General features: G+C 56.9%; 28 protein-coding genes. 17 read left to right on the top strand and 11 right to left on the bottom strand.

The window, feature by feature from the left end; genetic code table 11:
- Positions 1-10 precede the first annotated feature (10 nt).
- The 16 genes from R6U90_RS03465 (at position 11) to mgtE (ending at position 11221) form a co-directional block, all read left to right on the top strand.
- Positions 11-196: a hypothetical protein gene (locus R6U90_RS03465; protein ID WP_410351267.1), complete on the top strand. Its 186-nt coding sequence runs from the start codon at positions 11-13 to the stop codon at positions 194-196.
- A gap of 81 nt (positions 197-277) precedes the next feature.
- Positions 278-1081, top strand: a complete 804-nt coding sequence (locus R6U90_RS03470; RefSeq protein ID WP_410351268.1) for a VacJ family lipoprotein — start codon at positions 278-280, stop codon at positions 1079-1081.
- Between the two features lie 182 nt (positions 1082-1263).
- Positions 1264-2229, top strand: a complete 966-nt coding sequence (locus R6U90_RS03475) for a calcium/sodium antiporter (RefSeq protein WP_410351347.1) — start codon at positions 1264-1266, stop codon at positions 2227-2229.
- A 17-nt stretch (positions 2230-2246) separates the two neighbouring features.
- On the top strand, positions 2247-2459 hold the full coding sequence (locus tag R6U90_RS03480) for a heavy-metal-associated domain-containing protein (RefSeq protein ID WP_410351269.1): 213 nt from the start codon (positions 2247-2249) through the stop codon (positions 2457-2459).
- A gap of 37 nt (positions 2460-2496) precedes the next feature.
- Positions 2497-3024, top strand: coding sequence for a 3-deoxy-manno-octulosonate-8-phosphatase KdsC (gene kdsC, locus R6U90_RS03485; protein ID WP_410351270.1), 528 nt, complete (start codon positions 2497-2499; stop codon positions 3022-3024).
- Positions 3017-3589, top strand: coding sequence for an LPS export ABC transporter periplasmic protein LptC (lptC, locus tag R6U90_RS03490; RefSeq protein ID WP_410351271.1), 573 nt, complete (start codon positions 3017-3019; stop codon positions 3587-3589). The genes kdsC and lptC overlap by 8 nt, the downstream gene beginning before the upstream one ends.
- Positions 3570-4112 (top strand): lipopolysaccharide transport periplasmic protein LptA, encoded by a 543-nt coding sequence (gene lptA, locus R6U90_RS03495; protein ID WP_410351272.1) that lies wholly within the window; start codon positions 3570-3572, stop codon positions 4110-4112. The genes lptC and lptA overlap by 20 nt, the downstream gene beginning before the upstream one ends.
- Positions 4109-4834: an LPS export ABC transporter ATP-binding protein gene (lptB, locus tag R6U90_RS03500; RefSeq protein ID WP_410351273.1), complete on the top strand. Its 726-nt coding sequence runs from the start codon at positions 4109-4111 to the stop codon at positions 4832-4834. Before lptA ends, lptB begins: the two co-directional genes overlap by 4 nt.
- A 128-nt stretch (positions 4835-4962) precedes the next feature.
- Positions 4963-6459 carry an RNA polymerase factor sigma-54 gene (locus R6U90_RS03505; protein WP_410351274.1) on the top strand — a complete coding sequence of 499 codons (1497 nt, stop codon included), beginning with the start codon at positions 4963-4965 and terminating at the stop codon, positions 6457-6459.
- A gap of 14 nt (positions 6460-6473) precedes the next feature.
- Positions 6474-6800, top strand: a complete 327-nt coding sequence (hpf, locus tag R6U90_RS03510; RefSeq protein ID WP_410351275.1) for a ribosome hibernation-promoting factor, HPF/YfiA family — start codon at positions 6474-6476, stop codon at positions 6798-6800.
- An 18-nt stretch (positions 6801-6818) separates the two neighbouring features.
- The gene (gene ptsN, locus R6U90_RS03515) at positions 6819-7277 is read left to right on the top strand and encodes a PTS IIA-like nitrogen regulatory protein PtsN (protein ID WP_410351276.1); all 459 of its coding nucleotides are present in this window, start codon (positions 6819-6821) and stop codon (positions 7275-7277) included.
- Between the two features lie 4 nt (positions 7278-7281).
- The gene (gene hprK, locus R6U90_RS03520) at positions 7282-8232 is read left to right on the top strand and encodes an HPr(Ser) kinase/phosphatase (protein WP_410351277.1); all 951 of its coding nucleotides are present in this window, start codon (positions 7282-7284) and stop codon (positions 8230-8232) included.
- The gene (gene rapZ / locus R6U90_RS03525; RefSeq protein WP_410351278.1) at positions 8232-9089 is read left to right on the top strand and encodes an RNase adapter RapZ; all 858 of its coding nucleotides are present in this window, start codon (positions 8232-8234) and stop codon (positions 9087-9089) included. The genes hprK and rapZ overlap by 1 nt, the downstream gene beginning before the upstream one ends.
- Entirely contained in the window at positions 9086-9490 is a 405-nt protein-coding gene (locus R6U90_RS03530) for a PTS sugar transporter subunit IIA (protein ID WP_410351279.1), read from the top strand. The genes rapZ and R6U90_RS03530 overlap by 4 nt, the downstream gene beginning before the upstream one ends.
- A complete protein-coding gene (locus R6U90_RS03535; RefSeq protein ID WP_410351280.1) occupies positions 9487-9756 on the top strand; it encodes an HPr family phosphocarrier protein in 270 nt (89 codons plus the stop codon). Before R6U90_RS03530 ends, R6U90_RS03535 begins: the two co-directional genes overlap by 4 nt.
- A gap of 100 nt (positions 9757-9856) precedes the next feature.
- Positions 9857-11221 carry a magnesium transporter gene (gene mgtE, locus R6U90_RS03540; protein WP_410351281.1) on the top strand — a complete coding sequence of 455 codons (1365 nt, stop codon included), beginning with the start codon at positions 9857-9859 and terminating at the stop codon, positions 11219-11221.
- A 175-nt stretch (positions 11222-11396) separates the two neighbouring features.
- Here the strand turns inward: mgtE and pmbA are convergent, their stop codons facing one another.
- Positions 11397-12758, bottom strand: a complete 1362-nt coding sequence (pmbA, locus tag R6U90_RS03545) for a metalloprotease PmbA (RefSeq protein ID WP_410351282.1) — start codon at positions 12756-12758, stop codon at positions 11397-11399.
- A gap of 134 nt (positions 12759-12892) precedes the next feature.
- On the opposite strand from pmbA, the gene yjgA reads away from it, so the two are divergent.
- Positions 12893-13393, top strand: a complete 501-nt coding sequence (yjgA, locus tag R6U90_RS03550; protein ID WP_410351283.1) for a ribosome biogenesis factor YjgA — start codon at positions 12893-12895, stop codon at positions 13391-13393.
- Between the two features lie 141 nt (positions 13394-13534).
- Here the strand turns inward: yjgA and tldD are convergent, their stop codons facing one another.
- The 10 genes from tldD to R6U90_RS03600 all read right to left on the bottom strand — a co-directional run bounded on the left by tldD (position 13535) and on the right by R6U90_RS03600 (position 25275).
- Positions 13535-14977 (bottom strand): metalloprotease TldD, encoded by a 1443-nt coding sequence (gene tldD / locus R6U90_RS03555; RefSeq protein ID WP_410351284.1) that lies wholly within the window; start codon positions 14975-14977, stop codon positions 13535-13537.
- Entirely contained in the window at positions 14974-15801 is an 828-nt protein-coding gene (locus R6U90_RS03560) for a carbon-nitrogen hydrolase family protein (RefSeq protein WP_410351285.1), read from the bottom strand. Before R6U90_RS03560 ends, tldD begins: the two co-directional genes overlap by 4 nt.
- 42 nt (positions 15802-15843) lie before the next feature.
- Positions 15844-16227 (bottom strand): hypothetical protein, encoded by a 384-nt coding sequence (locus R6U90_RS03565; RefSeq protein WP_410351286.1) that lies wholly within the window; start codon positions 16225-16227, stop codon positions 15844-15846.
- Between the two features lie 58 nt (positions 16228-16285).
- The gene (locus R6U90_RS03570) at positions 16286-20032 is read right to left on the bottom strand and encodes a YhdP family protein (RefSeq protein ID WP_410351287.1); all 3747 of its coding nucleotides are present in this window, start codon (positions 20030-20032) and stop codon (positions 16286-16288) included.
- 41 nt (positions 20033-20073) lie between these two features.
- The gene (gene rng, locus R6U90_RS03575) at positions 20074-21540 is read right to left on the bottom strand and encodes a ribonuclease G (RefSeq protein ID WP_410351288.1); all 1467 of its coding nucleotides are present in this window, start codon (positions 21538-21540) and stop codon (positions 20074-20076) included.
- Positions 21541-21549: 9 nt separating this feature from the next.
- Positions 21550-22143: a Maf family protein gene (locus R6U90_RS03580; protein ID WP_410351289.1), complete on the bottom strand. Its 594-nt coding sequence runs from the start codon at positions 22141-22143 to the stop codon at positions 21550-21552.
- A 76-nt stretch (positions 22144-22219) separates the two neighbouring features.
- Positions 22220-22687 carry a 23S rRNA (pseudouridine(1915)-N(3))-methyltransferase RlmH gene (gene rlmH, locus R6U90_RS03585; RefSeq protein ID WP_410351290.1) on the bottom strand — a complete coding sequence of 156 codons (468 nt, stop codon included), beginning with the start codon at positions 22685-22687 and terminating at the stop codon, positions 22220-22222.
- 213 nt (positions 22688-22900) lie between these two features.
- Complete coding sequence (gene rsfS, locus R6U90_RS03590; RefSeq protein WP_410351291.1) at positions 22901-23245, bottom strand: ribosome silencing factor; 345 nt, start codon at positions 23243-23245, stop codon at positions 22901-22903.
- 13 nt (positions 23246-23258) lie between these two features.
- Complete coding sequence (gene nadD / locus R6U90_RS03595) at positions 23259-23894, bottom strand: nicotinate-nucleotide adenylyltransferase (protein WP_410351292.1); 636 nt, start codon at positions 23892-23894, stop codon at positions 23259-23261.
- 112 nt (positions 23895-24006) lie between these two features.
- Positions 24007-25275, bottom strand: a complete 1269-nt coding sequence (locus R6U90_RS03600; protein ID WP_410351293.1) for a glutamate-5-semialdehyde dehydrogenase — start codon at positions 25273-25275, stop codon at positions 24007-24009.
- Positions 25276-25287: the final 12 nt, after the last annotated feature.

A 25287-nucleotide genomic window follows, 5' to 3' on the forward strand; every position in this document is an offset into this window, starting at 1 on the left:
GAAACCGGCCATGGCGGATGTAATTCCCTTTAAAAAGCCCAAAGCCAGCGAACAACATCGTGGCAAAACCCTGTGCAAAAGCGGTTTTCACAAATGGGAAGTGGTCAAGGGGAACCCGTTTGACGTCAAGCAGGGTAAAATGGTCACCCGTTATCGTTGCCGCCGCTGCGGTGCCACGCGCACCGAGGCCAAGTAAAAACCAGAGCAAACTACCGAGGTCACAGAGGTTCACAGAGAAAGGGACTTATCCCCTCCTGCCGAAGCTCCGCTTTAACATATGATAAAAAATAACAACCTGGCCGGTTCTCTCCTGCATGTCGTATTACTTGCCGCTACCCTGCTGATATCCGGCTGCGCCAGTACCAATGGCCCTGCCGATGACGGGCAAAGCGATCCGCTCGAGTCCTATAACCGCGCGATGTACAAATTCAATGATACGGTCGACCGGGCGGTCCTGCGACCGGTCGCACAGGCTTACAAGGATACGGTTCCACAACCGGCGCAAACCGGCGTATCGAACTTTTTCAGCAACCTGGATGATGTCTGGGTCATGGTCAACAACCTGCTGCAACTGAAGTTCGAGGCAGCCGCATCGGATTTCTCGCGCGTGGTCTGGAACTCCACCGTGGGGGTATTTGGCCTGATTGATGTCGCCACCCCCATGGGCCTGCCCAAACACAATGAGGACTTCGGCCAGACCCTCGGCTACTGGGGTGTCGGCGAGGGTCCGTATATTGTGCTGCCCTTCCTCGGCCCCAGCACCCTGCGTGACACCGGCGGGCGGGTCGCCGACTGGGAATATGAGCCGCTACAGGAAATCGAGGACGACGAAGCTTACTGGAGCGCGGTGGTGCTGCGTGCCATCGATAGCCGCGCCGGCCTGCTCGGTGCCAGCCGTATGCTGGAAAAATCCGGTGCCGATCCCTACACTTTCATGCGCGACGCCTATCTGCAGCGCCGCCGCAGTCTGGTCCATGACGGCAACCCGCCGCGCCCCGAACGGCTACAATTCGATCGTAGCGACGAAGATCGGGCGCTGGAGCGTGAACTGGAAATGGAACTCGAACGCGAGCTGCAGTAGTCAGGTTACTCGCCGCAGAGACGCAGAAAATATAATTTTGAATTACTAACAGGCAGTTAATTCAACACTCAGCATTCAAAATTCAACATTACACAACCCCCTCGCACGCTGGCGACAAGCTGGTATCATACGCGCCGAACAATCCGGCCCATCACCCTGAACCTGGTTTTATGCCAACTGACATGCTGCTTTCCGTTATCGCCGTCATTCTCGGTTTTGTCATTGTTATGAAAGGCGCCGACTGGTTCGTGCAGGGGGCCGGCGCCACGGCGCGCAATCTGGGGGTCTCGCCGCTAATCATCGGCCTGACCATTGTCGGTCTGGGGACGTCTGCGCCGGAGATGTTGATCTCCATCATCGCCACCCTGGAAGGCAACAGTGGTCTGGCCGTGGGCAATGCGGTGGGCTCGAACATTGCCAACATCGCCCTGGTACTGGGGATCACGGCCCTGGTGGTGCCGCTGGTGGTGCGTTCGGAAACCCTGCGCCGTGAATATCCGGTCATGTTTCTGGTTATGCTCGTCAGCCTGATGCTGGTGGCTGATGGCGAGCTGAGCATGCTGGACGGGCTGATCCTGCTCGTCGGCATGGTATTGATGCTGTGGTGGATGGTGCTGCTGGGCAAGCGCAAGGATCACGACCCGCTGGAGGCCGAATACGCCAGCGAAATTCCGACCATGACTACGCCCCGTGCGATGCTGTGGCTGGTGATTGGCCTGGTGCTGTTGTTGGCCAGCTCGCGGGCGCTGGTCTGGGGGGCGGTGAATATCGCCCACTTTTTCGGTGTCAGCGATCTGATTATTGGCCTGACGATTGTCGCCATCGGTACCAGCCTGCCGGAACTGGCCGCCTCGTTGATGGGCGCGCTGCGCAAGGAGCCGGACATTGCCATTGGCAACGTTATCGGTTCCAATATGTTCAATCTGCTGGTTGTGCTCAGTATCCCGGGTCTGCTGGGGCCGGTCACACTGGAGACCGCGGTTCTGAGCCGGGATTTCCCGATGATGATCGGCCTGAGTATCGCCCTGTTTGTTATGGCTTACGGCTTTCGGGGCGATGGCAGAATCAACCGCTTTGAAGGCGGGCTGTTATTGCTGGCCTATGTGGCCTATCTCACACTACTCTATTTCAATATCCAGCAAGCGTGATACAGGGGCGAACGCTGATGACTGAAACATTGCACATTACGGCACAGAACATCAAATGCGGAGGCTGCGTCGCTGCGATTGAAAACGGCCTCAGGGCCCTGCCCGGGATCGAACAGGTGGAAGTGACCATCGACAACGGCCAGGTGCGCATCGAAGGCGAGGATCTGTCTGAGCAGACGATTCGCGACAAACTGGCGGAACTGGGTTATCCCGTCGCCGACCCGTCCTGATTGTTCAGCTGTTCAACCCGTCTCTGGAACTGCAGTTATGAAAGATATCCTTGCCCGCGCCGCCGAGATCAAACTGGTGGTCTTCGATGTCGACGGAGTATTGACCGATGGATCCCTGTTTGTCGGTGACGACGGGCAGGAATACAAGGCGTTTCATTCGCGCGACGGCTTTGGCATCAAACTGCTGCGGCAAAGCGGGGTGCAGATCGGAGTGATTACCGCCCGCAATTCCCAGGTTGTCCTGCACCGGATGAAAAACCTCGGTATCGAGCACGTTTATCAGGACCGGCTGGAAAAATTACCGGCTTTCGAGGAACTGATTGCCAAGCTGGAACTACAGCCGGAACAGGCCGCCTACGTGGGGGATGACGTGGTGGATCTGCCAGTCATGCGCCGCGCCGGCCTGGCTATTGCGGTGCAGGACGCTCATCCGCTGGCCAAGCAGCATGCCCACTGGCAGACCCCGCACGGCGGCGGCCGGGGCGCGGCTCGTGATGTATGCGAACTGATCATGGAAGCGCAAAAGACACTGGATGAACAGCTGAGCAAATACCTGCATGAATAAACTGCAGATCGTCAGCGTCATTTTGCTGGTCATGCTGATCGGCGCTTTCAGCAACTGGCTGTTGACCGACCTGGATACCCAGCCCCGTATCATTCCGCGCGAAGTTCGCCACGATCCCGATTATTTCCTGGAAAACTTTCGTGCCACCAGTATGGGCCAGGACGGCAAGCCGCAGCACCGCCTGGTCGGTGATTACCTGGAACATTTTCCCCACGATGATACGGTCGTCATCCAGCAGCTGAAGCTGGATCTGTTTCGCGAGGGCCTGCCGCCCTGGACGGCCAGCGCCAACCAGGGAATCGTCTATGAGCGGGGAAAACGTGTCGAATTGAGCGGCGAAGTGGAACTGTACCGGCCGGCTACCGAACACAATGAGGCACTGCGCCTGACAACCGAGGCGCTGACAGTTTATCCACAGCGGGAATACGCCGAGACCGACGTGGCTGTTACAATATCCAGCGATCGCAGCAAAACCCGGGCGATCGGTATGCGTCTGGATGCGACTCAGGGCGTGCTTGAACTGTTATCTCAAACCCGAGGGAGCTATGTTATTACTCCGCGCTAAATCGCTGTTGCTACTGGTCCTGCTGGGCTTCGCCCCTGTCAGTGTCTGGGCGCTGAGTAGCGATCGCGAGCAGCCGGTGAATATCAGCGCCGATCGCATGCGCGCCGACGAACGTCACGGGATCAGTCACTACATAGGCGATGTGTTTCTCAAACAGGGCTCGCTGGAAATCCGCTCCGACGAGCTGACCGTCCATCTGGAGGACGGCGAGGTACGGCAAATCATTGTCATCGGTCAGCCGGCCAGGCTGCAGCAAAAACCGGATAATCGCGAAATGGTCTACTCCGAGGCCCGGCGCATGGAGTACGACACCCGCAGCGGCGAGCTGCTGCTGATCGACGAGGCCCGGGTCACACAGGGCGCCAACCGCTTCAGCGGCTCGCGCATTCATTACGACACCCGCAACAGCATCGTCGCCGCTAACAGCCAGGGACAGAGTTCGACCTCCCCGGAGGCGCCCGACGACGGCCGGGTAAAGGCCATTATCGAGCCGGCCGACAAGGCCGGGGACAATGCCCAATGAGCCAGCTTGTTGCCAACCAGCTGGGCAAACGCTACAAGGGCCGTGAGGTGGTCAAGGATGTCTCGCTAACGGTGAAAAGCGGCGAGATCATCGGTCTGCTGGGTCCCAACGGGGCCGGTAAAACCACCTCATTTTATATGGTAGTGGGACTCATTCAGGCCGATCAGGGACAAATCCATCTGGACGACGAGGATCTGACCCACCTGCCCATGCATCTGCGGGCGCGGCGCGGCATCGGCTATCTGCCGCAGGAAGCCTCGGTGTTTCGCAAGCTGAGCGTGGCCGAGAATATTCTGGCCATTTTGCAAACCCGCAAAGAGCTGGCCCCCTATCAGCAACAGCAGAAGCTCGAAGAACTGCTCGAAGAGCTGCACATCAGTCATATCCGCCAGAGCAAAGGGGTCAGCCTCTCCGGCGGAGAACGCCGGCGGGTGGAAATTGCCCGGGCACTGGCCACCGAGCCGCGTTTTATCCTGCTGGATGAGCCGTTTGCCGGCGTGGATCCGATATCGGTGCTGGACATCCAGAGTATCATCCGGCATCTGAAAGACCGGGATATTGGTGTACTGATAACCGACCATAATGTTCGGGAAACCCTGGGGATCTGCGAGCGGGCCTATATCATCAATGCCGGTGAAGTCATCGCCCAGGGCGAACCGGCGCAATTATTACAGAACAAACAGGTCCGCAAGGTGTATCTTGGGGAAAACTTTCGTCTCTGACTGTCTGGCTGTTGTATTCAGGTCGCCAGACAAGAAATCCGGTCCAAAGGCCTCGGCAGTTACGAACGAAATACGCTAAAATTATAATTAGCCAGCATGCTGGTTCACTGGTCATTTCACACCATAATATGAAGCAAACCCTACAACTTCGACTCGGTCAGCATCTGACCATGACCCCACAGTTGCAGCAAGCCATTCGGCTGCTGCAATTGTCGACGCTTGAGCTACAAACCGAAATCCAGGACGCGCTGGATTCCAACCTGATGCTGGAAGTCGATGAAGAGGGGGATAACAGTACAGAGAACGCCGAACCGGCCGATAACTATACTGTCGCCGAGGCGCCCCCGGGCGCGGAAACGTCGGAGTCCGCCACCGGCCAGGAAGAAAGCGAGCCGGCCGGTTCCGGCGACACAAGCAGCGAAATTCCCGAGGATCTGCCGGTCGATAGCAGCTGGGATGACATTTACGACAACATCGCCGCGCCTGTGACAGGCACTTCGGGCGAGAGCAGCCAGGACTATGAAATCTCCGGCACCACCAGTGAAAGTTTGCAGGATTATCTGCGGTGGCAAATGGAACTGAGCCATTTCAGCGATACCGATCACGCGATTGCCGAGGTCATTATCGACTCGATAGATGACGACGGTTATCTGGGCTGCAGCATCGAGGAAGTTCAGCAGGCACTGGGCGACGAGGAAATCGAGCTCGATGAGGTCGAGGCCGTTTTACATCGCATCCAGCATTTCGATCCCCCGGGCGTCGCTGCACGGGACCTGCGGGAGAACCTGAGTCTGCAACTCAGGCAGTTTCCGCTGGAACATCCCCGCCTGCAAAAAGCCCGGGAGCTGGTCGAACACCATTTTGATCTGCTCGCGCATCGCGATTACGCCCAGTTGCAGCGCAAGCTGAAACTCAACGACACCGAATTGCGGGAAGTAATTCAGCTAATCACCTCGTTGAATCCCCGACCCGGCGGCCAGATTGCGACCGGTCAGCCTGAATACATTGTCCCCGATGTCATCGTCAGCAAGGTCAAGGGGCAATGGCGAGTGGAACTGAACCCCGATGCCGCGCCCAAACTGCGCATCAACCCCCATTACGCCAGCCTGATCAAGCAGATCAAAAGCGATGAGGACAGCAACACCCTGAAAAACCATCTGCAGGAAGCCCGCTGGTTTCTCAAAAGCCTGACCAGTCGTAACGAAACCCTGCTCAAGGTCGCCACCAGCATTGTCGAACGTCAGAAAGACTTTCTGGAACATGGCGAGGAAGCCATGAAAGCCCTGGTACTGCATGATATTGCCGAGGAAGTCGAAATGCACGAATCGACCATCTCGCGGGTCACCACCAAAAAATACATGCACACGCCTCGCGGCATCTATGAATTGAAATATTTTTTCTCCAGCCACGTCTCTACTTCCAGTGGCGGAGAGGCATCGGCCACGGCCATTCGGGCCCTGATCAAGAAGCTGATTGCCGCTGAAACACCGAGCAAACCCCTGAGCGACAGCAAAATCGCCACCATCCTGTCAGACCAGGGGATTAATGTTGCCCGGCGCACTGTCGCCAAGTACCGTGAAGCGCTGGCGATACCTCCATCCAACGAACGCAAACGTCTGGCTTAACCCGGGAGATAATCATGCAAGTCAACATCACAGGACATCATGTCGACATTACTGAATCCATGCACGACTACGTCATCAGTAAACTGGAACGGGTAGAAAGACACTTTGATAACGTCACCAACGTGCACGTAATTTTGAGTGTGGAAAAAAATCGTCAGAAAGCCGAAGCCACTGTGCACATCAGTGGCGGTGAACTTTTCGCCACTGCCGAAAACGAAGACATGTACGCAGCCATTGATGCGATGACTGACAAACTGGACCGTCAAATCAAGAAGCACAAGGAAAAGCTGACCGACCACCATCGGGCTGAAGGTGGCCTGAAAAAGCAGCCCATCGAATAAACCCTGACAGGCCTGATCATGCAACTATCAGATTTTCTCAGCCCGGAACGCATTGTTTGCGGATCGCAAGCCTCAAGCAAAAAGCGTGTTCTGGAATTGCTTAGCGAACTGCTGGCCACTGACCAGCAAAATGCCGGCTCAACGGAGATATTTGAAAGCCTGATATCCAGGGAACGCCTGGGGGGAACCGGTATCGGTTATGGTGTCGCGATTCCCCATGGCCGCCTGAAAAGCTGCGACCATGCCAGTGCCGCCTTTGTGCAGCTCAAACAACCTATCGATTTTGACGCGATAGACAAACAGCCGGTGGATTTGCTGTTCGCCCTGATCGTGCCCGAAGAGTCGAGCCAGGAACATCTCAAGCTGCTGGCCATGCTGGCCGGCATGTTCAATGACGATGAATTCCGACAACGGGCGCGACAATGCCCCGACAATGACTCAATGCATCAGCTGTTGAGCGAACAGACCCGGAACTGAGTGTATGACCAGACCGGTTACCACCAACGATATTTTCCAGGCATATCAAAAGCAACTGGGTCTGGAATGGGTGGCCGGTCAGGAAGGTGAACGGCAATTGAGTGAAGCGGATACTCGCCTCACGGATAACAACCTCATCGGTCATCTGAATCTGGTTCGCCCCAATTATATTCAGGTATTGGCCAGTACCGAACTCGACTATCTTGACAGACTGGGCAAGAATTCATTGCAAGACACCCTGCAATGCCTGGTCGAATCCCGCCCTTTGATGGTTATTATTGCCGCCAGTATAAGCCCGCCAGCGGCGCTGCTCGAATTTTCCCAACGCACCGAAAGCCCCTTGCTGACCTCCACCGAAAGCAGCCACAAGATTATTGATCATTTGCGTTATTTCCTGAGTAATCTGTTGAGCGAAAAATCGGTCTTTCACGGGGTATTCATGGAAGTCTTTGGCATCGGTGTGCTGCTGACCGGGCCCAGCGGCGTCGGTAAAAGCGAACTGGCCCTGGAGTTACTCAGCCGCGGCCATAGACTGGTGGCCGACGACGCCCCGGAATTCCGACGCACCTCGCCGGATGCTATCACCGGTACCTGCCCCAGCCTGCTGACTGATTTTATCGAGGTACGCGGGCTGGGCGTTTTGAACATCCGTGCTATGTACGGCAACAATGCCATCCTCGATCACAAGCGTCTGCGGTTAATCATCCAGCTGGCTTCCGAACCAAATCCTGACGATAAGTCGATTGAACGGCTGGATCACAACGGTCGTACCCGGCGCATACTGGATGTCGATATTCCTGAAGTCTGCCTGCCGGTTGCGCCTGGCCGTGACCTGGCCGTGATTATTGAAGCGGCTGTGAGAAATCATGTACTCTATCTGGACGGCTATAATGCCGCTCAGGATTTCATCGAACGTCAGCAACGCCTTATCAACAAACAACCCCAATCTTCATAATGAAGCTGCTCATCATTAGCGGACTTTCCGGCTCGGGCAAGAGTGTCGCCCTGCACGTACTGGAAGATCTGAACTATTACTGTATCGATAATCTGCCAATCGGGATGCTTCCCTCGCTGGCTGATGAAATTGTGCAGGCCAATCAGCATCACGAACAGTGGTTTGCCGTTGGCATTGATGCACGTAATCTGCCCGGCGAACTGGTGAGTTTCCCCCGTGCTCTACAGGTACTGGATGATGCGGGTATTCAGTGTGAGATTTTCTTCCTCGAGGCGGACGAGGTCACTCTGCTCAAGCGCTTCAGCGAAACCCGTCGTAAACATCCGCTCAGCAATGATGAAGTCCCTCTGAATGAGGCCATCCTGCAGGAACATCAGTTACTGGAACCGATTTTCTCTCGGGCCGGTTTGCGTATCGACACCAGCATGACTAATATTCACCAATTGCGAGACATCATTCGCAACCGGGTGGACAACGCTGCCAGCCCCCAGCTGTCGATCCAGTTCCAGTCTTTCGGTTTCAAGCACGGGGTACCGGTGGATGCGGACTTTGTCTTTGATATTCGATGCATTCCCAATCCGCACTGGGTGACCGAATTGCGCCACCTGACCGGACAGGATCAGGCAGTGGCGGATTATCTGGAACAACATGACCTGGTACACGATATGTACAACGATATTCGCCAGTTTGTTGAAAAATGGATCGGCTGTTTTGAGTCTGACAACCGCAATTATATGACAGTCGCTATTGGCTGTACCGGTGGCTACCATCGTTCGGTCTATATAGTGGAAAAACTGGCAAATTATTTTCATTCACAACGTGACGGTATTCTGGTTCGCCACCGGGAGCTGACATGAGCGTTGCCGTTTTATTAATCACACATGACAAGATCGGCCAGGCTGTGCTGGATACGGCGGCCAAGATCATCGGCGAGATGCCCCTGAACATCAAACGCATGGGGGTCAGCATGACTGCCGGTCTGGAAGAAACGCTCGACAAGGCACACGCGCAGATCGTTCAGCTGGACGAAGGCCAGGGAGTGCTGGTTCTGACCGATCTGTTCGGAGCCACACCGAGTAATATTGCCCGGCAATTACATACAGGCAATATCGCCGTCATCAGCGGTCTTAATCTCCCCATGCTGATCCGGGTTCTTAACTACCCCCGGCTGAGCCTGCCTGAAATGGTCGAAAAAGCAGTTTCCGGTGCACATGACGGGATTATTGTCATTCAATCTGCCGGAGAAACTGACGCTTGATCGAACATTCAATTGAAATTATTAACAAACTTGGGCTGCACGCCAGAGCGGCAGCCAGGTTCGTAACCCTGGCTTCGAAGTATGATGCCGATATTCATCTTCGACATAAAGAGAACCGTGTTAACGGTAAAAGCATTATGGGGGTCATGATGCTGGCTGCGGCCAAAGGTTCCAGCGTTATTCTTGAAATAGACGGTCCGGACGAAGAAGAGGCCTGCCAGGCATTGCAGGAACTGATTAATAATCGCTTCGACGAGTCCGAATAACACTACCATCATATCCTGCCAATAAATATCAATCCGGCAGTTCCCATTCTGTAATCGACCTTGTTACACTTTAAAGCCGGGTGAATATGGGAACGGGTTAATGGCCGAGGTTGAAGCAAAAGAGGAATATCGTGACGTACTGCAGTCACTGCTCAATATTCTTCACTCGGAAGATGAGGATCAGGAGCAGATAGAAGATTTCCTGGAGGAGATGCATCCGCAGGAAATCGCGCATTTGCTCGAGTCCCTGCCCGCCAATGATCGCCAGATCGTATGGGAACACGTTCCGGCCGACTCCGAAGGCGAAATTCTGGTTCACCTGGCCGATGATGTACGTAGCGCTATCATCGACAAGATGGATGCCGAACAGCTGGTCGCGGCCACCGAATCCCTGGATACCGACGATCTTGCCGACCTGCTGCCGGAAATGCCGCGTGATATTGTGCAGGAAATCCTGCTGTCGATGGAACAGCAGGAACGCGAGCGCCTGCATTCCGTGCTCTCCTACTCGGAGGACTCCGCCGGCGGCCTGATGGACCTGGACATGGTCACCGTCCGGGCCGATACCAGCCTGGATGTGGTCCTGCGCTACCTGCGTCGGCGCGGCAGCATCCCTGAATCCACCGACAGTCTGTTCGTTATGGATCGCGAAGGTCGCTTTCAGGGGCTGTTACCACTGACCGTGATCCTGACCAACGACGTGGAAATGCACGTTTCAGAAGTCATGGAACACGATGTAATCGGCATCCCGGTCGACATGCCGGCTCGAGATGTCGCCAACCTGTTCGAACGCCGTGATTTGATTACCGCGCCGGTCATCGCCGAGGACGGCCAGTTGCTCGGCCGTATCACCATCGATGACGTGGTCGATGTTATTCGCGAGGAAGCCGACCACTCCCTGATGAGCATGGCCGGCCTGAACGAGGAGGAAGACATGTTTGCGCCGGTCCTCACCAGTACCCGGAGGCGCAGCATCTGGCTGGCGATCAACCTGCTTACCGCGCTGCTGGCAGCCTGGGTCATCGGGCAGTTCGAGGGTACCATCGAGAAACTGGTGGCACTGGCGGTTCTGATGCCGGTAGTCGCCAGCATGGGCGGCATTGCCGGCAGTCAGACTCTGACTCTGGTGATTCGCGGTATGGCACTGGGCAAAATCAACCCCAGTAACGCGCGAACCATCTTTCGCAAGGAACTGGGAGTCGGAATCTGGAATGGCCTGATCTGGGCCATCGTCATTGCAGTGGTGGCCGGATTGTGGTTCAACAGCGTCTCTCTGAGCCTGGTGATTGCCAGCGCGATCGTGCTAAATCTGATTGTCGCCGCTATCTCCGGCGCCGTGATCCCGCTGATCCTCAAACGCTTCGGCATCGACCCGGCCCTCTCCGGCTCGGTCATCCTCACCACCGTCACCGACGTCGTCGGCTTCTTCGCCTTCCTCGGCCTGGCGACGCTGTTTCTGATTTAAAAAAAGAGATTAACGCAGAGGCGCAAAGGCGCGGGGTATAATTTTGAATGTTGAATTTTAAATTGTGGACAGGCATTTAATTCAAAATTCAGCATTAAAAATTCAACATTACTTTGTATCCTCTGCGCCTCCGCGCCTCTGCGTTGGATTTTTCTCTCGCTGAGGGGATCCGCGGTCAGTCCCCGGCGACGGTCAGGTTGTCGATGAGCCAGGAACCGGTGATGATGTTGCCGCGGGCGTCGGTGTCGTTGCCGACGGCCTGCAGGCCCCGGTACATGTCCTGCAAACGACCGCCGAGGGTGACTTCATCCACCGGGTACTGTATCTGGCCGTTTTCCACCCAGAAGCCCGCGGCGCCGCGAGAGTAGTCACCCGTGACAGTATTGACGCCCTGGCCCATCACATCGGTGACCAGCAGACCGCGATCCATCTTTTTTATCAGCTGTTCGCGATCCAGTGCGTCATGATTGATATACAGATTATGCACTCCGCCGGCGTTGCCGGTGGTGGGCAGGCCGAGCCGACAGCCGCTGTAGCTGTCGAGTACATAGCCCTGCAGCACGCCCGCCTCAATCAGGGTTCGGGGCGCTGTCGCAACGCCTTCGTTATCGAAGGGGGCACTGCCCAGCGCGCCCGGCAAATGGGGACGTTCATCGACATGCACCCGCTCGGGAAACAATTGCTGTCCTCTGGCGTCGACCAGGAAGCTGGCATTGCGATACAGGGCGCCACCGCTGATGGCACGCACCAGATGGCCGAGCAATCCGCGTGCTACATCGGCTTCGAACATTACAGGGACCTGACAGGTGGGGATCTTGCGCGCACCCAGGCGGGCAACGGTGCGCTCGGCCGCCCGCACCCCGACCGACTCGGCGCTGTCGAGCTGCTGCGGATCACGGGCCAGCGTGTACCAGTAATCGCGCTGCATTCCCGACTCATCCTGACCAATCACGGTACAACTCATACTGTGACGGGAGCTGGGATAGGCACCGATAAAACCGTGACTGTTGGCATAAACGCGCAAACCGCTGTGGCTGGTAATACTGGCGCCTTCGGAATTGGTAATGCGTGAATCATGCTCGCGGGCGACGGTCTCGCAGGCCAGTGCCCGTTCAATGGCTTCCGGTGTTTCGAGTGCCCAGGGGTGATAGAGCTGCAGCTCGGGAATATCCGTCGCCATCAGCGCCGCCGGGGCCAGTCCCGCACAGGGATCCTCCTCGGTATAGCGCGCGATATCACAGGCAGCCCGGACCGTCTCGCGTACCGCCCCGGGACTGAAATCGGAGGTACTGGCCGAGCCCTTGCTGTGTCCGAAATAGACCGTGATACCCAGCCCCTTGTCGCGATTATGCTCGACCGTTTCCACTTCGCCGAGACGCACGGTCACCGACAGACCGGATTCGATACTCAGCGCTGCCTCGGCCGCGCTGGCTCCCAGTCGTTGGGCCTCGGCAAGCAGATCGGCGACGATCTGCTCGTAGCGCCCGGGCTCAAGCAATTCATCGACGGTTCGGGAGGTGACGGGATTTTCGGACATGCTTTTCTCGCTTTTTCAGGTTAACCGGGCCATTCTACGGGGGCCCGGCTGACGGGACAAATGCCCCCCGACAAAAAGGGGTCGCCATGCAATTTTCTACCTCTCAGGAGGCCGGATACAGGTAAAATAGCCCCATGACTTACGACGACCATGACGAAGAGTGGATCAGCAAATCCCGGCGCAAGCGTGAATGCCACGCCCTGCAGGATCTGGGCAGTGAACTGGTCAAACTGTCCCGGGCCGATCTGGACAAGATCCCGCTGGACGATGAATTGCAACAGGCCATCAATGAAGCTCGCCGTATAAAACAACGCGGCGCACTCAAACGCCAGATGCAGTTTATCGGCAAGCTGATGCGCCAGCGCGACGCCGAAGCCCTGCAACAGGCCTATGATCGGGTGATGCACCCCTTCGAGGAAGACATCAAACACTTCCACCAGCTGGAGAAGTGGCGCGAACGCCTGCTAACCGACGGCGACGCGGCACTCGAAAAACTGGTGGAAGAACAGCCCGACACCGATCGCCAGCACGTGCGACAACTGATCCGCAGCGCCCGCAACGAACAGAAACAGAACAAGCCCCCCAAAGCCGCCCGCGAACTGTTCCAATATCTCAAAAGCCTTATGGGTTCCTGAAAACCCAACGCAGAGGCGCAAAGTAATTTTGAATTTTTAATGCTGAATTTTGAATTAAATGCCTGTCCGCAATTCAAAATTTAAAATCCAACATTCAAAATTATATCCTGCGTCTTTGCGCCTCTGCGTTGATAATTTTTTTCAGGCCGTCCCTCCGACGGTGATGCTGCTGATCTTGAGGGTCGGCTGGCCGACGCCGACGGGGACGCTCTGGCCTTCCTTGCCGCAGACGCCGACGCCACTGTCCAGTTGCAGGTCGTTGCCGACCATCTCGATCTTGTTCATGACGTCCGGGCCGTTGCCGATCAGGGTGGCGCCCTTGACCGGCCGGGTCACCTTGCCGTTTTCGATCAGGTAGGCCTCGTTGGCGGAGAATACGAAACGCCCCGAGGTGATGTCCACCTGGCCGCCGCCGAAATTGACAGCGTAGAGGCCCTTCTCGACCGAGGCGATGATCTCGCCCGGATCGCTGTCGCCAGCCAGCATGTAGGTGTTGGTCATGCGCGGCATGGGCAGGTGGGCATAGGATTCGCGCCGGCCGTTACCGGTGGCGGCCACGCCCATCAGCCCGGCGTTCATCTTGTCCTGCATGTAGCCTTTGAGTATGCCGTTTTCGATCAACACGGTATGGCCGGTGGGCGTGCCTTCGTCGTCCACATTCAGCGAGCCCCGGCGTTCGGCCAGGGTGCCATCGTCCACCACGGTGCATAATTTCGAGGCGACCTGCTCGCCGATCCGCCCGGCAAAGGCCGAACTGCCCTTGCGATTGAAATCCCCTTCCAGACCGTGACCGACCGCCTCGTGCAGCAGCACCCCGGGCCAGCCCGGGCCCAGCACCACCGGCATACTGCCGGCCGGCGCATCAACCGCTTCGAGATTGACCAGCGCCTGGCGCACGGCTTCGCGGGCATAGTGCAGGCCGCGCTCCTCCTGCTGAAAATAGTCGTAACTGATTCGACCGCCGCCGCCGGCACTGCCCTGCTCGCGGCGCCCGTTGTGTTCGGCAATGACGTGCACATTGAGGCGCACCAGCGGGCGTACATCCGCCCCCAGAGTGCCGTCGCTGGCGGCCACCAGCACCACTTCCTGAACACCGCCCAGGCTGACGATCACCTGCTTGACCCGCGGATCCTGGCGACGGGCTTCGCGGTCCAGCGCCTGCAACAGCGCGATCTTGTCGGCGGTGTCGAGCGAATCCAGCGGATCGCCGGGCTGATACAGCGTATGCCCGCTGTGCCGTTGCCAACTCTGTACCTGGCCCGACTGACCCTGCCGGGCGATGGCGCGGGCAGCATTGGCCGCTTCGGTCAGGGCCGGCAGCACGATCTCGTCGGAATAGGCAAAGCCGGTTTTCTCGCCGCTGATGGCGCGTACGCCAACCCCCTGTTCGATGTTGTGACTGCCTTCGCGAACGATACCGTCTTCCAGAACCCAGGATTCCTGACGGACAAACTGGAAATAAAGATCGGCGCTGTCGATGCGGTGCCCCATCAGTTGATCGAGAGTACGTTGCAGTTCCAGTTCGCCGAGGCCGGCGGGGGACAGCAAGGTTTGTTGTGCGATGTCGAGTACAGGTTGAGTCATGAGATCACTTTACAGGGTATTTTACGGTGTTGCAGCGCCGGAAAGTTGCGCCGGGTATCGGTGATGCGTTTGGGGTTCACTTCGGCACTGACAAAGCCCGAACCGCTGGGCAGCTGGTCCAGAATCAGCCCCCAGGGATCCACAATCATGCTATGGCCATAGGTTTCCCGCCCATTGACGTGATAGCCACCTTGCGCGGCAGCCACCATGTAAACCAGATTTTCGATCGCCCGGGCACGGACCAGCACTTCCCAATGGGCCCGGCCGGTGATGGCGGTAAAGGCCGAGGGTAACGCGATCAGTTCCACTCCTTCATCGGCCATACGCCGGAACAGCTCGGGAAAACGCAGATCGTAACAGACCGCCAGTCCCAGCTTGCCAAAGGGTGTCTCCACCACCGTGGGTTCGCGCCCCGGCTCGATGGTTTCCGATTCATTGTAAGTTTCGGCATTCTCTTCCAGATGCACATCAAACAGGTGGACCTTGTCATAACGGGCCACCTGCTCGCCCTGATCATTAATCAACAAACAGGCGGCACGAATCCGCTTGTCATCCTCCGATTGCAACGGAATGGTGCCCCCCACGATCCAGATGTTGTGTTTTTTTGCCTGCTCGGTGAGAAACTCCTGCATCGGCCCCTGCCCCGGCGCCTCCCGATGTTTGACCTTGTCGGTTTCCTGCATGCCCATGATGGCAAAATTCTCCGGTAATACGATCAGCTCGGCACCGGCATCCACCGCCCGGCCGATCAGGCGACCGGCCTCGGTCAGATTGGCGCTCACATTAGGGCCGGAAGCCATCTGGATAGCTGCCACACGTTTCATCAGGGTACCTCGTTAATAATGCAGGAGAAAAACCGCTCGGGATTACTCGACGTGCTCCCCGGGGAGTATCGTCATGACAGGTGGGGTTTTGTTACCGCCTGAAACCACTTCCAGCTCAATTACATTGATATTGGCGCTACCGGCATGCATTTCAAGATCGGTAGAGGGCACACCCAGGGTCACCAGCCAGGCATGCAACTCTGCCGCCCACAGACGGCCCCGGTCGCCCCCGGGATGATGAATCCGCAAGCGGGCATTGGCTGTCGCCTGAAAATCCTGCATGGCCCGGGACAGGGCCGGCATGGCTACGACCGACTCAGGATTGCGAGGCAGGGACCATTGCTCCCGGGTTAATCGATGTGCGGTATCAATTGCCAGAACCGTGCCACTGAAACACAGCAGAATGACGCTCAGAATCATTTTCATGGACCTAGAATACCATTAAACCGGCCGCAGGATCAGGTTCCACCAAACAGGGGGTGGATTACTTGCTGGTATTGTCCAGCGGTGTAATGACCGGTTCTTCCCAGCTGCCGGTGATGTGATAACGTTTTGCCGTCGCCTTGTCGAGGCCGCCGCCAAACAGCTTTTCCAGGAACAGAATAGCGGCGCCCACCTGGGTACCAAACAGCAACCCACTGGCCACAGGCAGAGTGTTTCCCACCTGCGGTATCACCGTCATCCGTTGATCGAAGTCCCGCTCTGCCAGGCCGGTTCGTCCCTGGATCAGGATTTTCGCGCCTGGCGCATCAATCTTCAACGCGTCATTGTAGGAATTGCCATCACGTAACTCGAATTCACCTTCCATATTGTCGAAATGGAAGCCCTCCTGAAAGGTATCACTAAAATCAAGCATCAGCCGGCGCGGCAAGGCCGACAGACTGAACAGACCCAGCAAGCGTCCGGCACCGGGGTTAACATTGACCAGACTGCCGTCCTGGACATGCACCGATATCTCACCCGTTAACAGGCCGGGTTTAAAACCCAGGGGGGGGGCTCTCCAGTGCAGCTCGCCCCGGCTTTTCAACTCACCGTCCCCGATAATGGCGGCAAACCCGAGATTGTCGAGCAATTGGCCGAGATTGGGGCTGATCAGGTCATAATTGAGCTGCGTGGAGTGGCGCCCCATTTCATACCACCAGTCGCCACTGGCTTGCAGACGTAAATTTTCACCCCGCAGACGCAGTCTTTGCAAACGCACCCCTTTTGACAGCGAATGCAGCTCGAAATCAAGATGCCCCAGCGGATAGTCACCGTACTGGAATTGTTCGATACGTCCCCGGATGCCTGGCAGATTCGTCGGCGGCGGGGAATTCGACGATGATTTTGCCGGGGTCGACGGTTTCACCTGTTCAGGCTGTTCCGGCTGTTCCGGGCGGGCCAGCGTCAGCCGTTCCATGTCGAACCGGATCGGAAGCTGCCATGCACGGGCCGAATCGTCCCCGGAGACTTTCGCAGATCGGAGGATCTGTCGCCATTGTCCCGGATCAACCCCGTCCAGCGTGCCGCCGATCAGCAGGATCTGTTCGCTCGGCAAAGCGGCCGATGCTGCGGCGCCGAAATGGACACTCCCCCGCTCCAGCTGTGTCAGCCCATCACGTTCGCTCAGCTCAAAGCGCGTGGATAGTCGCTCGGCCAGGTTCAGTGAGACGTTATTACGTTCAGCTCCGAACCGCACTTCGAACAGCAGCCGCATCGCCTCCGTGGTGGATTTGTTCAGCGGCGCCGGCAAATCCGAGCTAATTCCATACAGAGTCGAGTCAATGCGCAATAGCGGTTGTTGTGTTGCGTTTTTATCCCCTCCCAATATTACGGCAGCATGCCAGGATGTGGTTCCCGAGACTCTGTGCGACCAGCGCGGTGCGAGACGTTCGGCCAGTTGTGGGGCGTTGATGCGCCCATGCGCCAGAATACTGATCTGGCGACTGCTTTCGGATTGGCCCGTGGTATCCAGTTCCAGGGTCACCGGTTCATCAAGCAGCTGCGCCTGCAGCGCCCTGGAACGGACACCGGCCTGATCGAAATTTACTTCCCCCTCGATCGATTGCATCGCCAGCTTTTCATCCAGCAGGTATAACTGCCCGTTACGCAAAGTAATCTTGCCCTGATAACGTGTCGGAGCCTGTTCCTGCATTTGTGAACTCAGGGGAATCCATGCTTCGAAACGGGTATTCGCCGTTCCTTCGATACGGGACTGCTCGATAAAACGTGAACCGCCCGGAGCAATCGGGCTGCGGGTCAAAAACCGGGCTACATCGCTCAGTTTGCCATTAGCATCCACCTGTAATTGCAAACGGGGATTCCGAAAGCTGGCAATGCGTGCCCGGGAGGGTGACAGCCGGGTATCAAATAAACGTCCCTGACGGGTCAGAATCTCCATCCTCTGGCTGGTGAAGGTAGCCGACAAGTCAATGCCTGTGATCGCCGGCCAACCCTCGCGATAATTCAAACGCACATCCCGGGCATCCAGATCAACTTTGAACTGTCCGCGCTGATCACGAAAAGGAAAGTCTCTCAGACGACCGTTGAACACCAGACCGCCCTCACTGACATGGCCGCTGACGATGCTGCGATCCAGCCAGTTCACCAGCGGCTGTTTCATAATGCCGGTCGGGAAATAACGAGAGGCATGTTCCACCTTACCGTTTTTAAACTGCGCCTGCAGGTCCAGATAAGGTGACACAGAATGGTCCTGTGGCAGGCTCAGTAAAAGATCGGCTGCAAGTTGGATGTGGTCAGTCTCCATCTGTAACTGTTCGCTTTGCAACTGCCAGCCCTGCTCGTCCCGCGACCAGCGTAACCTGCTGTCCAGTCGGTTCAGCATCAACGGCTCACGGAACAGACGCGGCGCATCAACACTGGCATATCCGGAATACACTTCAGCCCGACCCTGGCGATGGTCGGTATAAAGCTGTCCCTGCAGGCCGGTTACCCCCGGAAAATCACGCCAGGGCTCGGAGGAGAGATGCTCGAAATCGACCTGCAGCCGGTAACGGGGTTCCTGTTGTGCATTGCGTGTATGGCGAAAGTGCAGACGCTGGACATCTCCCACCGGCTTGACGCTTTGCAGAAACTCACGCTGTCGGTCATCAGGCAGGTTGCTCTGCAGCAGCAGACCGGCGACATCCTCGATCCGGAAATAGTCGCTGTCTATTTGCCACTCGGCAGCCCGGATTTTGTCACCGGCGGTATGGCGAATACTGAAACGGGTTTGCGGCCAGACATCGCCGGCGCTCATGTACTGGAAACGATCCACATTGAGTGTCCAGCCATCGGTATGATTGTCGACGTCAAACAGTCCTCCCATCAATCGTACGTGATAGGAGTCATCCATAATCGGTAGCGACATATCCAGATCGTAGGCGGTGAGATCACCGCTGAGTTGCGCGATTGCGTTATCTTCCCAGGTTCCCCAGAGCTGGAAATCGGCAGTCCCTGAATTGAGGCTGACGCCCTGGTATTCGGGTTTGACACCCCATTGATCCAGTTGTACCGCGTCGCCGCGCAGATAGATGTCGCCTTTCATCTTGCGCGGGTTGAGGATGTCGCCACGAACGTCCATGGCAATTTCAAAGTGCTTGCCCATGCGCGCGGGTAGTTTAATCTTGCCGTTAAGCTGATGGCGTTGATTGTCATTGCGCAACACCAGGTTGACATCATCGAAACGCAGGGTATTGCCGTCCTGCTTCAGATCCTTCCAGATAATTGTACTGTTACGCAGGGACAGTCTGCTGCGTTTGAACAACCAATTGGCCAGTTCCCCCGATCCGTGAGGCCGCCCGGTTTGGAAAGTCTTTTCGAGATTGCTGACATTGACACCCTGCAATAAGAATCGCCCATCCTGCTGCCGGGTTATCGCCAGCTGAATGCCATCAATTGTAAAGTCGCGAGGCACGACCTGACGCTGGCGAACCGAGTCGATCAAAGCCACACCCAGCCGTGCCTGGTCAAAGCGCACAATTTCACGCTCGCCGGTTTTATCCAGCATGTAGACATCATCGAAGATTAGTGTAGGAGTAAAGCCGACCAGCCGCGCATCCATGGACTCGATTCTTACGGTATGATCCAGGAAAGCACTGGCCAGTTCTTCCAGTTCAGAACGGTAAGCAGTCAGATCCGGTAAAAAAATACGAAACAGCGAGACCAACACGGCCAGAATGACAACCAGTGCCGCCAGGCTGTACCACAGGATACGCCGAAAAGTACGCAGATATTGTTTTGCAGTGGACACGTTAAACCATCGTCATTCTATCTGGACGCAGCCATTATCAGTTACATCAGCACCACATCAAACTGTTCCTGGGTATATTCCGATTCCACCTGGAACTTGATCGGCTTGCCGATGAACTCCTCCAGCTCTGCCACACTGGTTGATTCCTCATCCAGCAACATATCCACCACCGGCTGGGCAGCCAGCACCAGATACTGCTGGGCATCAAACTGGCGCGCCTCGCGCAGAATTTCACGGAAAATCTCGAAACAGACTGTTTCCGCAGTCAACAAGGTACCGCGCCCGTTACAGGTAGGACAGGGCTCGCACAGGATATGTTCCAGGCTTTCACGGGTTCGCTTGCGGGTCATTTCCACCAACCCCAGATTCGAGACTTCGCTGATGTTAGTTTTGGCATGGTCCCGTTCGAGACTCTTCTCCAGGGCCCGCAAAACCTGACGCCGGTGCTCGATATCCACCATGTCAATAAAGTCGATAATAATGATCCCGCCCAGGTTGCGCAGACGCAGCTGGCGCACTATCGCCTGGGTAGCTTCCAGGTTGGTCTTGAAGATAGTTTCTTCGAGATTGCGATGTCCGACGAAAGCGCCGGTATTGACGTCGATGGTATTCATCGCCTCGGTCTGATCGATAATCAGATAGCCGCCGGATTTGAGTTGCACCTTGCGCTCCAGGGCACGTCGAATCTCATCCTCGACTCCGTAAAGATCGAAAATGGGCCGTTCACCGGGATAATATTCAATCTGATCAACCAGCTCGGCAATGAACCTGGCTGCGAATTTTTTGACCTTATGATAGGTTTCATTGGAATCGATGCGAATTTTCTCAATATCACTGCCACTGAGATCGCGCATGGTACGCATGACCAGCGGCAGATCCTCGTACAGCAGGTTGCTGTCATCACCAGTAGCGGCAGTATTGCGCTCCTGAATCGACGTCCACAGCTTCTGTAAAAAACACATGTCATTATAAATTGCCTCGTCGGGGACACCTTCGGCCACGGTGCGGACGATATAGCCACCCGGATCAAACTGCGGGGCATAACGGCCGACGCTCTCTTTCAAACGCTGGCGCTCGGTCTCCTCATCGATTTTTTGCGAAACACCAACATGTTCCGCGCCAGGCATATAAACCAGATAACGAGAGGGAATGGATAGCTGAGTGGTCAGGCGCGCGCCTTTGGAACCCATTGGATCCTTGACCACCTGGACTACCACCTCCTGGCCTTCGGAGAGCAGTTCCATGATAGTTTGCGAGTTTTTCTCGCCCTCATTGTCATTGCGCACGGCAATGTCGGAGACATGCAAAAATGCCGTACGCTCCAGTCCCATCTCGATAAAAGCAGCCTGCATTCCAGGCAAGACCCGGCTGACCTTGCCACGATAGATATTGCCTACCAGACCGCGCTTGCGCGCTCGCTCTATGTGCACCTCCTGCAATACGCCGTTTTCCAGATAGGCGACACGGGTCTCCTGCGGGGTAACATTAATTAACAGTTCTTCACTCATTCTGCCCGCTCACTCCTGATCCGGGAACAATCCGATACCCGCCTGTTGTAATAATTGTGCGGTCTCATACAACGGTAACCCCATCACACCCGAGTAACTGCCTCGCAGTTCGCGGATAAAGGCCGCCGCATAACCCTGAATGGCATAGGCACCTGCCTTACCCTGGCTTTCACCGGTTTGCCAGTAACGTTCACATTCCGGCCGGTTCAACTCACGAAACGTAACCTGGCTGATATTGAGTGCCTCGTGTTCCTCGCGGTCGATCAGCGTAACACCGCTGAGGACCTGGTGAGTTCGCCCTGACAGTCGCAGCAGCATAGCGATGGCTTCATCCCGATCCCGCGGTTTACCCAGGACCTCATCCTCAATAGCGATAACCGTATCAGCGCCGAGTACCGCTCGGGGCGCCGTTGGATCGACCAGATCCAGACCGGCACGCGCCTTGTCCCGCGCCACCCGGCGGACGTATGCCTCAGGCGTTTCATTATCCATCCGGGTCTCGCTGACCGAGACATCCAGCAACCGGTAACGGACACCGATCTGTCCCAGCAAATCGCGACGCCGCGGCGAGGCCGATGCCAGATATATATCAAAAAGTTCCATACCTGTGAGTGTAACCTGTTCCGGCCATGGGTTTCAGTGCCCGGCATGGCCGTTTGGGGATGATCCGGTTTCGGCACTATTTATGATAGGGATGGTGCTTGAGTATGCTCATGGCCCGGTACAGCTGTTCTGCCACAATAATGCGCACCAGTGGATGAGGCAAGGTCAGAGGGGAGAGCGACCAGCGGCCCGCGGCGTGTTGCAAACAATCGCCTGCAAGACCGTCCGGGCCACCGATCATCAGCGCAACATCCTGCCCGCCCTGCAGCCAGTTGCGCAACTGTTCGGCCAGCTGTTGGGTCGACCAGTTCCTGCCCCGACTATCTAGCGCCCAGAGCAGGCTGTTTCTGGGCACCGCCGCCAGGAGCTTTTCGCCTTCCTGCTGTTTGAGCTTTTCGACGGCGCTGGTCTTGGCGCGTTTGGCCAACGGAATCTCGACCAGATTCAGACGGCACTCGGGCGGCATACGTCGGGCGTATTCCGCATAACCGTCCTGAACCCAGCCGGGCATTTTGCTGCCTACCGCCAGAAGATGAATGTGCATACCTGCCTGCCGGTTATCGCAAAAGTGTCCATGTATTCATGGTTTGTCCGAATTCTTTCGGCACAGGTGGATAACCACCGACTACATTGAATACACCGAATGAACTGAAAAATACTGAATTATATAAATCGAACATCTCTGGTGATTTCAGTGCCTTCAGGGTTCATCTTGCACTGTAGCGGACCGCTCCCGCCGCGGCACCCGGCACCCCGTTTATTTCTCAGCGGCAGAGGGGCTGGTCTCGCCCCAGAGTTTTTCCAGGTTGTAAAAATCACGTATCGACGGCTGCATGATATGTGCCACCACGTCGCCGAGATCGACCAGCACCCATTCGGCATGTTGCTCGCCTTCCACGCCCAGAGGTTTGACGCCGGCGGCTTTGGCCTTTTCGATTATATTGTCGGCAATGGCCTTGACCTGGCGCGCGGTATTGCCACTGGCAATCACCATGACATCGGTCACGCTGGACTGGCCGCTGACGTCCAGAATCTTCACATCGACGCCCTTGACGTCCTCGATTGCGTCCACCACCAGTTGTTTCAGTTGTTCACCATTCATGAGCGTCTCTGTTTTATCCGTAGATGTGTTGCGTTTTGATCAGTTGCTGGACGGTATCCGGCAACAAATAGCGGATATCCCGTCCTTTTGCCAGTTCCTCGCGAATGCCGCTGGCGGAAATGTCCAGCTGGGTCACCGACTGGAAACCGAGTTTGCCGGCGGGTCGACGGACCAGTTGTCCCGGTTCGCTGTAACGCGCCTGGATTTCATTGGCCAGAATCGAGCCTGGAGGCTTGTCCCGCAACGACCAGCCGGGTCGGTGGGTAATCACCAGATGGGCATAATCGAAGAGCTCCTGCCATCGGTGCCAGCCTTCCAGCCCCAGAAAGGCATCCAGCCCCAGGATCAGGCACAGCGGGGTTTCGCTCCCCAGCTCTTCGCGCAGGCTGTGCAGGGTATCGACCATGTAGGAGGGACCGGTACGGCGCAATTCCCGATCGTCGATCACAAAACCGGGCTGCTCGGCTATCGCTGCGCGCACCATCATCAAACGCTGCAGGGCCGATGCGCGGGGCTTGTCCCGGTGCGGCGGTTCGGCACTGGGAATAAAGCGCAGCTCGCGCAGCCCCAGGGCCTGATAAATTTCCAGCGCCGGACGCAAATGGCCGAAATGGATAGGATCGAACGTCCCGCCAAGCAGACCAATCATAAGTACAGGGCCGAGGGACGAGGGACGAGGGACGAGCAAAGGAATGCCGTCACAATCCCGAATACCAATGTTTTCCTCGTCACTCGTCCCTCGTAACTCGTCACTGTGATGGTCATTGTCTTATGTGACCATCGCCAATGACGATGTATTTTTGTGAGGTCAGACCGTGAAGACCCACCGGCCCCCGGGCGTGAATTTTATCGGTACTTATCCCGATCTCGGCGCCCAGACCGTATTCGAATCCGTCGGCAAAACGGGTCGAGGCGTTAACCATGACCGAACTGGCATCCACCTCGCTGAGAAAACGTCGCGCCCGGCCGATATCCTGGCTCAGGATCGATTCGGTGTGGCCCGACCCGTGTGCATGAATGTGTTCGATCGCCGCATCCAGATCATCCACGATCCGGATCGACAGGATCGGCGCCAGGTACTCTGTATCCCAGTCTTCTTCAGTGGCGGCTATCGCCTCTTTTAACAGGGCGCGGGTCGCCTCGCAGCCCCGCAGCTCGACGCCCTCTTGCTGATATAACCGGCCGAGTTGTGGCAGGACCTGATCGGCCACCGCTTTGTGCACCAGCAGGGTTTCCATGGTGTTGCAGGTGCCGTAGCGCTGGGTCTTGGCATTGAACGCCACGGCCACCGCCTTGTCGACGTCGGCCCGCTCATCGATATACACATGGCAGACGCCGTGCAGGTGCTTGATCACCGGCACGCGGGAATCCGCCGTGATGCGCTCGATCAGCCCCTTGCCGCCGCGCGGGACGATCACATCCACGAACTCGGGCATCGTGATCAGTTCCCCGACCGCCGCGCGATCGGTGGTCTCGATCACCTGCACGGCCTCGTCGGGCAGTCCGGCCTGCTGCAGGCCCTGATGAATACAGGCGGCAATGGCCTGATTGGAGTGCTCGGCCTCGGAACCGCCGCGCAGGATCGCGGCATTGCCCGATTTGAGGCACAGGGCGGCTGCATCAGCGGTCACATTGGGACGCGATTCGTAAATGATGCCGATGACCCCCAGCGGCACCCGCATCTTGCCCACCTCGATGCCCGAGGGGCGATAGGCCATCTCGCTGATCTCCCCCACCGGATCGGGCAGCGCGGCAATCTGGCGCAGCCCTTCGGCCATGGCAGCAATGCGCTCGGCGTTGAGTTCCAGGCGATCCAGCAGGGCCGCATCCAGCCCCTTGTCCCGTCCGGCCTGCATGTCTTCGCGATTGGCGGCCAGCAGGGCATCCTGACCGGCCTCCAGGGCTGCGGCGATCGCCTCCAGCGCGGTATTTTTCTGGTTGGTTCCTGCACGCGCTATCCCCCGCGAGGCCTGGCGGGCCTGGCGGCCCAGTTGGGTCATGTACTGCTTGATATCGACTTTGGCGTTCATGGTGTTCGGTTT

Source organism: Thiohalophilus sp. (genome assembly GCF_046483665.1).
Taxonomy (GTDB): domain Bacteria; phylum Pseudomonadota; class Gammaproteobacteria; order UBA6429; family Thiohalophilaceae; genus Thiohalophilus.